Below are 8,463 nucleotides of genomic sequence, written 5' to 3'. Positions count from 1 at the left end.
GCCCTGGCGGAAACGGTCTACAAGGCGGTCAGCACCGGCCGCTGCCTGATGGCCCAGGCGCCTACCGGAATTGGCAAGACCGTCGGCACGATTTTCCCGATGCTCAAGGCAATGGCGCCACAACAGCTGGACAAGGTGTTCTTCCTGACCGCCAAGACCCCGGGCCGCAAACTCGCGCTGGATGCGGCGCAGGTGCTGTATGACAGCAGCCCCGATCTGCCACTGCGGGTGCTGGAGCTGGTGGCGCGGGACAAGGCCTGCGAACACCTGGACAAAGCCTGCCACGGCGACTCCTGCCCACTGGCGAAGGGTTTTTATGACCGCTTGCCGGCGGCACGCGAAGCTGCTTCCCGCGTGCGCCTGCTGGACCAGCGCAACCTGCGGGAAGTCGCCTTGGCCCATGACGTCTGCCCCTATTACCTGAGCCAGGAAATGGCACGCTGGGCCGACGTGGTGGTCGCCGACTACAACTATTACTTCGACTTCGGCGCCATGCTGTTCGGCCTGGCCCAGCTCAACCAGTGGCGCGTCGCGGTGCTGGTGGACGAAGCCCACAACCTGGTGGAGCGTGGCCGCTCGATGTACAGCGCGGCCCTCGACCAGTACACGCTCAAGACCCTGCGCGAGATCGCACCCGAGCCGCTGAAAAAGCCGCTCCAGCGCCTGAACCGTGAGTGGAATGCCCTGCACAAGGAGCAAGTGGCGCCTTATCAGGCCTACGCCCAGAAACCCGACAAACTGCTGCAGGCGCTGAGTCTGTGCACCAGCGCTATGGGTGAATATTTCAACGACTATCCCGAAGCACTCAATGGCGAACTGCAAGCCTTCTACTTCGAGGCGTTGCAGTTTGCCAAGGTCGCCGAGCTGTTCAACGAACACTTCATTTTCGACATCAGCAAACGCGAACTCAGCGGCAAGCGCAGTTCATCGAACCTGTGCCTGCGCAACGTGGTGCCCGCCGAATTCATTCGGCCCCGGCTGACGGCGGCCCGCAGCAGCGTGCTGTTTTCCGCAACCCTGAGCCCACGGCACTACTACGCGGACTTGCTGGGAATGCCGCCCGACACGGCCTGGGTGGATGTGGAATCACCGTTCAAGGCCGAGCAGCTGCGGGTGCATATCGTCGACCGGATCTCCACCCGGTTTGTGCATCGCCAGGCGTCCCTGGAGCCCATCGTCGAGCTGATTGCAGCGCAGTTTGCCCAGGCGCCGGGCAACTACCTGGCGTTTTTCAGCAGTTTTGATTATCTGCAGCAAGTGGCGCAATTGCTTGCCGAGCGACACCCGAACATCCCGCTGTGGCAGCAGTCACGGGGCATGGCCGAGGCTGAACGCCAGGCATTTCTCGACCAGTTCACCCAGCACAGCCAGGGCATCGGGTTTGCCGTGCTTGGCGGCGCATTCGGCGAAGGCATCGACCTGCCGGGCACCCGGCTGATCGGCGCGTTTATCGCCACCCTGGGCCTGGCGCAACTCAACCCGGTGAACGAGCAGCTCAAGCTGCGGATGGGCGCGATTTTCGGCGCCGGTTATGACTACACCTACCTTTATCCGGGCATCCAGAAGGTGGTGCAAGCCGCGGGCCGGGTGATCCGCAGCCAGCAGGACCGAGGGGTGGTAATGCTGATTGATGACCGGTTTGGCGAAGCGCGAGTGCGGCAGTTATTGCCGCGCTGGTGGTCGATCACTGCGGCGGATACACCGCATCCCGCAACTGGTGGGTGAACTGGCCGGACATGCCTTCGTAAGCCGTATTGGTCAGTGCCACCACCGTAAGCTTCTGCTGCGGGTCGACAAACCAGCTGTGACCGTAGGCGCCGCCCCATTCAAAGGTGCCCCGGGATTGCGGTGTGCCTGTCAACGCCGGGTCATCCAGCACCGCCCAGCCATAACCGAACCCCCAGCCCGGGTCCTGGGTTTGCGCCTTGGCGCCGACCGAATCGGTGACCATCAACTGCACGCTGTGTGCCGACAGGATCGGAGCGCCGCCCCGGCGAATGGTTTCCAGGAACCGCGCAATATCACCTGCCGTCCCGGCCATGCCTGCGCCGCCGGAAGGGTAGGACTGGGGATCGAGAATCCGCCGCACATCAAACAGCGCGGTGCTGTTGCCCGAGGTGATCGTGGCCTTGTCGACCATGCGCAACGGCTGTGGCGAGCCATCCTGATAGGCGGCGGACAGGCGTTTTATATCCGTCACGGAAAACCCGGTATCGCTTAGCCCCAGTGGTTCGGTCACCGAGTCGCGGAGCAATGCCGGCAGGCTCTGGCCGGACGCCTTTTCCAGCACCGCACCCAGCACATCGGTGGCCATCGAATACTGCCAGCGGGTACCCGGCGGGTAACTCAAGGGCACGCTGGCGATGCGCTTCAGGTTCTCGGCAAAGCTGATTTCCGGCTCGCCCAAACCATCGGAAACCCCGGCGGTGCGGTAGGGTCCGTGCGGGCTTTCCAGAAATCCATAGCTCAGGCCGGCTGTGTGGTTAAGCAACTGGCTGACGGTGATCACCGGGATGGTGCCATCCGCCAGCTTGGGATTGAAGTCGGGCAGCCAGCGGCTGACCGGATCGTCCAGGCCCAAGCGACCTTGTTCCACCAGGTGCATCGCGGCGGCGGATACCAGCGGTTTGGTCACCGATGCCAGGCGAAAGATCGTGTCCTCTGTCATCGGGCGCCCGTCTTCGCGGTCCGCCAAGCCGGCAGCACGGTGATAAACCAGCTGCCCGTCCCGCAGCACCAGCACCACGGTGCCCACCAGGCGATTGTCGGCAATGGCGCTGTCGACCACCGCATCCACGCGCTTGGCGAGCAGTGGGTCGTGGCTGTCGGCGCAGGCGAGGGTGGCGCAAAGGGAGGCGGCAAGGGGCACGAGGTATCTGGCAGGAGGCTGCATGGTTCAGGTCGCTCATTGGCAGTGCATGACTGCCAAATATGAACGCTGGGGTCCCGGACTACAACGTGACATTGCACAACTGCTGACTCACTGCCCATAAGCGTTCGGCCTGCTCCGGGTCGACAGCCCAGGGCCATACGCCGTTACGGCTGGTGTCATCCTGCGACGAAGCGGCCACATCGCAATCTTCGCAGTAGAGTCCGCCCATGCCCTCCAGTTGCGGGCTGACAGCGCACCACACCGAGGTCGCGGCGCCTTGCTCGGGGCTCTTGTAGTGACTGGCGCGGCGGATATTGCCGTGCTCATCCAGTGCGCCGACGAATGCCAGGTCGTCCTTGTCCAGGTAGCGGATCAGGTCGGTGAGGATTTCCCCCGGGTGCACGGAAAATGCGCGCACACCCTCCGCTTTACCTCGTCGGTCCAGTGCTACCGCGAACAGTGCGTTGGCGGTTTTTGATTGGCCGTAGGCGAGCCACTTGTCATAGGGGCGGTGTTCAAATTGCGGGTCATCGAAATGCACAGGGCTGAGACGATGGCCGAGGGATGATACCGAAACCACTCGTGCGCCATTAGCCTCACGCAGCGCCGGCCACAACCGCGCGGTTAGCTGGAAGTGGCCCAGGTGGTTGGTGGCGAACTGCGCTTCGAAACCTCGCGTATCCCGTTGCAGTGGTGTGGCCATGATTCCGGCGCTATTGATCAGAAGGTTCAATGCCCGGTCGCTGGCGAGGAAGTTTTCGGCAAAACGGTCGATGGAAATCGGGTCGAGTAAATCCAGGCTGGCGTGTTCAACACCGATGATGCCCGAGAGGTTGCGTTCGGCCTTTTCAGGATCCCGCGCGGGAACGATCACCTGCGCACCCGCGTCGACCAACACGCGAACCGTTTCCAGGCCAATGCCAGAGTAGCCACCGGTGACAATCACCGTCTTGCCTCGCAAATCGCTGCCCGCCAAGGCTTGCTGGGCGGTAGTGCCGGCATCGAAGCCGCTGCCAATTGGGGTTTGTTTGTCAGCCATGAAAGATCTCCTTATGGGAGGCCTAGAGTCTCTCGCTGGAGCCCGGACGCGGAATGCCCTAGAGTCCGTGTTTCTGTCGCGATCGTCCGGAGCTTTTATGGATACCCTTTCCGATGTGCTGGCACTGTTAAAAAGCCATCGCTCGACCTTCGCCGGCCTGAAGGCTGGGGGCACCTGGGCCATTGACTTTGCGGCGCCGGATGGCATCAAGTTCAACGCGGTGGTGGAGGGTAGTTGCTGGCTGGAAGTGGAAGGGCTGGCAGTACCGATACGCTTGTATGAGGGAGATTGTTTCCTGTTGACCCAGGCACGCCCGTGGAGGCTGTCCAGCAATCTGTGCCCTGAAGGACTCGATGCACGTGAGGTGTATGCCGATGCGGTGGGAGGCATCGCCACGGTGGGTGCCACGGTGGATCTGTTCTTGATCGGCGGACGATTTATCTACGGGGACGACGCCCGACTGTTGCTGAATAGCCTGCCGCCGGTGTTGCGGGTGAGTGCCAACTCCGAACAGGCCGCCGTGTTGCGTTGGTGCCTGGATCGCCTGGCCCGGGAATACGCCAGCCCGTTACAAGGCGCGGCGCTGATGACCGAGCATTTGGCGCAAATGATGCTGGTGCAAATCCTGCGGCTCTATCAATCTTCCATGGGCACCCATACCACCGGCTGGCTGGGAGCCTTGGCGGATCCAAGGCTGGCCCCGGTGCTGCGGGAAATTCACGCAGCACCCGCCCGGCGCTGGACATTGAGTGAAATGGCCGGCCTGGCGAGTCAATCCCGCTCCACCTTCGCCTTGCACTTCAAGCAACGGGTAGGGCTGGCACCGCAGGAATACCTGACCCGCTGGCGTATGCACCTGGCGGTACAGGCCTTGAAAGCCAGCGACAACAGCGTGTCCACGATCGGCCAGTCCCTGGGTTATCAGTCAGACAGCGCTTTCAGCAATGCTTTCAAGCGCGTGATGGCTTGTTCTCCCCGGGAATACCGCGAGCGAACCCCACACAAGGAACCCAGTGATGAGTGAAATCCAGCAGCAGAAGGTCAAGGTCAACGGCATTGAGTTGAACGTGCACATCGCCGGCCCCGAGAGCGGCCCGCCGGTGTGGTTGCTGCATGGGTTTCCCGAGTGCTGGCACTCCTGGCGCGAGCAGATTCCGGCGCTGGTGGCCCAGGGTTATCGGGTGTTTGTCCCGGAAATGCGCGGCTATGGACAATCCAGCGCGCCGCCGGAAGTGGCCGACTATGACCTGCTGACCCTGTGCGCCGATATCCAGGGCGCCATGGACCTGTTCGGGCATCGCCGGGTCGTCATGATTGGCCATGACTGGGGCGCCGTGGTGGCCTGGCACCTGGCGTTGCTCGAGCCAGAGCGCGTCAGCCAGTTGGTGACGATGTCGGTACCGTTCGCCGGACGCTCCCGCAGGCCGGTGATCGAGATCATGCGCGAGCTGTACGCCGATCGCTTCAATTACATCCTGTACTTCCAGGCCCCGGGCGTGGCTGAAAAGGAACTGGATGCCGATATCGAGCGGACATTACGGCTGTTCATGCAGGACCAGGACGTTTTCCTGCAGAAGAAACCCGCCAGCGCGAAGCTGCTGGAAGGTGTGCCGCTGCCGGCCAAGCTCCCGGCCTGGTGCAGCCAGCAGGACCTCGACGTGTATGTCCAGACCTTCGCCAATGACGGCTTTCGCGGCCCGTTGAACTGGTACCGCAACTTCGAACGCAACTGGCAGCGCACCGAGTTCCTCGCCGGCAGGCAGGTGCTGCAGCCGACGCTGTTCCTGATCGGTGACCGCGACCCGGTCGGCGTGTTCGAAGCCCACACCCTCAAGCGCATGCCCGACGTCGTGCCGAACCTGCAACAAAGCGTCCTGGCCAACTGCGGCCACTGGATTCAGAGCGAGCAGGGGCCCAAGGTCAACGAACTGCTGCTCGGGTTTCTAGGGCGAACGTGAACGTCGCGCCGCGTCGTGGCACATCGATCAGGCGGATTTCCTGACCGTGCAGTTGCAGGATCCGGTGCACGATGCGCAAGCCCAGGCCGCCATCGCGTCGAGCCCCGCCAATGGTGAAGGCGCGCAGGAACAGACCTTCGCGCAGATCCGCCGAAATCCCGGGGCCGCTGTCGCTCACCGTGACTTCAACAAAACCGGACTTGGGGGCCAGGGTCACTTCAACTTCGCCATTGGGCGGGGTATGGCGCAGGGCGTTATCCAGCAGGTTGGTGAGTACCCGTTCGATCAGGCCCAGGTCGGCCAATACGGTTGGCACCACCGGTGGCAGGCTGGCGGTGAGGGTGATCGCCCGGGCTTCCGCGGTCAGTTCGAACTTTTGGAAAATATCCTGCACCAGGTCGGGTAACGAAAAGCCTTCGATGACCGGCTGCACAAACCCGTGTTCCAGGCGTACCAGTTCCAGCAGCGACTGGGCCAGCCCGCCGACCTTGCGGCTCTGGTCGAGGGCGATGCCCAGGTAACGCCGGCGTTCCTGCGGGGTCAGGCTGGCGTCTTTCAGGGACAGGGTTTCCAGGTAGCCATGCAAGGAGGCCAGCGGTGTGCGCAGGTCATGGGAAATATTCGCGACCATCTCCCGGCGCTCCTGCTCTTGATGGGTGATAGCGCGCCACTGTTCACCCAGGCGGTTCTCCATCTGCACGAAGGCGTGGTCGAGCACGGCGATTTCATCCTGGCTGGCAACCTCGGGCGCCACGGCCTGTGGGACTTTCGGTGCGCCGTTGATGTCGAACTGGCCGACCTTCTCGGTCAGTTGCCGCAAGGGCCGGGTGATCCAGGCGAACGCGGTCAAACCCGCGAGCAAGCACAACAATGCCACCAGGGCGATGGACCACAGGGCAATGTTCAGTGCCATGCCGGTGGCATCCCGGGCGTCGAACACATCATGGGCTTCGCCCAGCAGCACCACATACAGGTAGCCGGCCTGCTGGCCGTTGACCCGCAGTGGCGCGGCGCTGAACACCTTGAGGCCGTCGACGCTGCGCGGATCGTCGCCGAGGATCGGCAGCATCGCGCCGCTGAGGAAACGGCGCACCGGTTCCAGGTTGACCTGGTCGCGGCGCAGATGGCCGCTGGGTGCAGCGTTGCCGACCACGCGCCCGTTAATGTCCAGCAGGTACACCTCGACACTCGGGTTTACCAGCATCAACTGGCTGAACAGGTTGCGCACCGCGTCCGGCTTGAGACCGTCGGCGTCCATCAACTGCGTATCCCGGGCGATGTGCGCGGCGAGGTCGCGGGACAGGCCTTGCACCACTTCCAGTTCATGCATGTGGTTGGAGCGCACTTGCAGCCAGGCCGACGTGCCGCTGCAAATCAGCAGCAACAGCGCGAACACCAGGGACAGGCGCTGGGTAAGGGTCAGCCTCATGCCGATTGCTCGGCAAACTTGTAGCCACGGCCCCACACCGTGAGGATGCGCGCCGGGTTGGCCGGATCGGCCTCGACCTTGGCCCGCAGGCGGTTGATATGGGTATTGACGGTGTGTTCGTAACCTTCGTGGCTGTAGCCCCACACGGCGTTGAGCAGGTCCATGCGCGAGAATACCTTGCCCGGTTGGCGGGCGAAAAAGTACAGCAGGTCGAATTCCCGGGGCGTGAGGTCCAGCCGCTGGCCTTGCAGGGTGGCGTCACGGGTCAGCGGGTTGATGAACAACTGGCCGAGGTCGAGGCTGCCGGCGTCCATCTTCAAGTTGCGCGCCATGGCGTCGACCCGGCGCAGCAGCGCCTTGACCCGCGCCACCAGCTCCGGCATGGAAAACGGCTTGGCCAGGTAGTCATCCGCCCCCAGTTCCAGGCCGAGGATGCGATGCAACTCGCTGGAGCGGGCACTGGTGATAATGATCGGCGTGTAGCGCGTCATCGCCCGGGCCCGCCGGCAGATCTCCAGGCCGTCGACGCCGGGCAGCATCAGGTCCAGGATCAACGCATCCCAGCCGCCTTGCTCCAGCAGGCGCAGGCCTTCGTCACCATCGGCACTGTGAACCACCTCGAACTGCTCGTCCCGCAGGTGCAGGCAGATCAAATCGGCAATATGGGCATCGTCCTCGACCACCAGGACACGTTTGGGCTGATCCATTGATAAAAACCTGTCTTCTTGATTCGCGCATTGTGCGGCTTTTGCAACAGTGTAGTTATCACGAATTGTTTAACTCTGCGTGAGGATTCCGCGACCACCCCGGGCCTAACCTTACTCATCGCAACGGCAAAAGTACGCCCCCCTCATTGTGGCGAGGGAGCTTGCTCCCGCTGGGTCGCGCAGCGGCCCCAAAAAAGCCGGGAGCGCTGCGCACTCCAGCGGGAGCAAGCTCCCTCGCCACAGTTTGTTTATCAGCCATAGGGGCTTCGCCAGCCATCCGCACTTGTGTGAGGAGCAACTCATGTATTCACGTCGACAGATCCTGCTCGCCGGCGGCGGCCTCGGCCTCGCGGTAATCGCCGGTGGCCTGCTGCAAAAAATCAACGCCGGTCCCGCCCTGATCGCCGAAGCCGAAGCCGCCGAACATTTCGAAGTCAGCCACACCGACGCCGAATGGC

7 protein-coding genes and 1 pseudogene are annotated in these 8,463 nt (G+C 63.0%); 4 read left to right on the top strand and 4 right to left on the bottom strand.

The annotated features are described in order from the left end of the window. The coding region (locus HX846_RS28335) for an ATP-dependent DNA helicase (protein WP_178966559.1) at positions 1–1,725 on the top strand (1,725 nt) is incomplete at its 5' end. Here the strand turns inward: HX846_RS28335 and HX846_RS28330 are convergent. Both HX846_RS28330 and HX846_RS28325 read right to left on the bottom strand, forming a co-directional pair. Beyond that, positions 1,685–2,893, bottom strand: a complete 1,209-nt coding sequence (locus HX846_RS28330; RefSeq protein WP_177040570.1) for a serine hydrolase — start codon at positions 2,891–2,893, stop codon at positions 1,685–1,687. The two genes, HX846_RS28335 and HX846_RS28330, sit on opposite strands and share 41 nt — an antisense overlap. 58 nt (positions 2,894–2,951) lie before the next feature. After that, positions 2,952–3,911, bottom strand: a complete 960-nt coding sequence (locus HX846_RS28325) for an oxidoreductase (protein WP_102369111.1) — start codon at positions 3,909–3,911, stop codon at positions 2,952–2,954. Positions 3,912–4,008: 97 nt separating this feature from the next. Here HX846_RS28325 and HX846_RS28320 point away from each other — a divergent pair, with 97 nt between their 5' ends. Together HX846_RS28320 and HX846_RS28315 are read left to right on the top strand one after the other, a co-directional pair. Beyond that, positions 4,009–4,935, top strand: a complete 927-nt coding sequence (locus HX846_RS28320; protein ID WP_178966558.1) for an AraC family transcriptional regulator — start codon at positions 4,009–4,011, stop codon at positions 4,933–4,935. Then, the gene (locus HX846_RS28315) at positions 4,928–5,869 is read left to right on the top strand and encodes an alpha/beta fold hydrolase (RefSeq protein WP_178966557.1); all 942 of its coding nucleotides are present in this window, start codon (positions 4,928–4,930) and stop codon (positions 5,867–5,869) included. The genes HX846_RS28320 and HX846_RS28315 overlap by 8 nt, the downstream gene beginning before the upstream one ends. Here HX846_RS28315 and HX846_RS28310 read toward each other — a convergent pair. Both HX846_RS28310 and HX846_RS28305 read right to left on the bottom strand, forming a co-directional pair. Further along, positions 5,832–7,298, bottom strand: coding sequence for a HAMP domain-containing sensor histidine kinase (locus HX846_RS28310; protein WP_177069575.1), 1,467 nt, complete (start codon positions 7,296–7,298; stop codon positions 5,832–5,834). The two genes, HX846_RS28315 and HX846_RS28310, sit on opposite strands and share 38 nt — an antisense overlap. Continuing rightward, positions 7,295–8,005, bottom strand: a complete 711-nt coding sequence (locus HX846_RS28305; protein WP_003217086.1) for a response regulator transcription factor — start codon at positions 8,003–8,005, stop codon at positions 7,295–7,297. Before HX846_RS28305 ends, HX846_RS28310 begins: the two co-directional genes overlap by 4 nt. A gap of 301 nt (positions 8,006–8,306) precedes the next feature. Between HX846_RS28305 and HX846_RS39785 the strand changes: the two are divergent. Continuing rightward, positions 8,307–8,463: pseudogene (locus HX846_RS39785) on the top strand (peptide-methionine (R)-S-oxide reductase); the annotation flags it as partial.

This window comes from Pseudomonas sp. K5002 (genome assembly GCF_013386655.1).
In the GTDB taxonomy this organism is placed as follows: domain Bacteria; phylum Pseudomonadota; class Gammaproteobacteria; order Pseudomonadales; family Pseudomonadaceae; genus Aquipseudomonas.
Note: the sequence above shows the minus strand (reverse complement) of the source record. Positions and strands in the feature narration are given on the sequence as shown.

Excerpts from the sequence above, each read along its gene's own strand:
- HX846_RS28330 (WP_177040570.1), bottom strand. The coding sequence starts at position 2,893 with ATGCAGCCTCCTGCCAGATACCTCGTGCCCCTTGCCGCCTCCCTTTGC.
- HX846_RS28325 (WP_102369111.1), bottom strand. The coding sequence starts at position 3,911 with ATGGCTGACAAACAAACCCCAATTGGCAGCGGCTTCGATGCCGGCACT.
- HX846_RS28320 (WP_178966558.1), top strand. The coding sequence starts at position 4,009 with ATGGATACCCTTTCCGATGTGCTGGCACTGTTAAAAAGCCATCGCTCG.
- HX846_RS28315 (WP_178966557.1), top strand. The coding sequence starts at position 4,928 with ATGAGTGAAATCCAGCAGCAGAAGGTCAAGGTCAACGGCATTGAGTTG.
- HX846_RS28310 (WP_177069575.1), bottom strand. The coding sequence starts at position 7,298 with ATGAGGCTGACCCTTACCCAGCGCCTGTCCCTGGTGTTCGCGCTGTTG.
- HX846_RS28305 (WP_003217086.1), bottom strand. The coding sequence starts at position 8,005 with ATGGATCAGCCCAAACGTGTCCTGGTGGTCGAGGACGATGCCCATATT.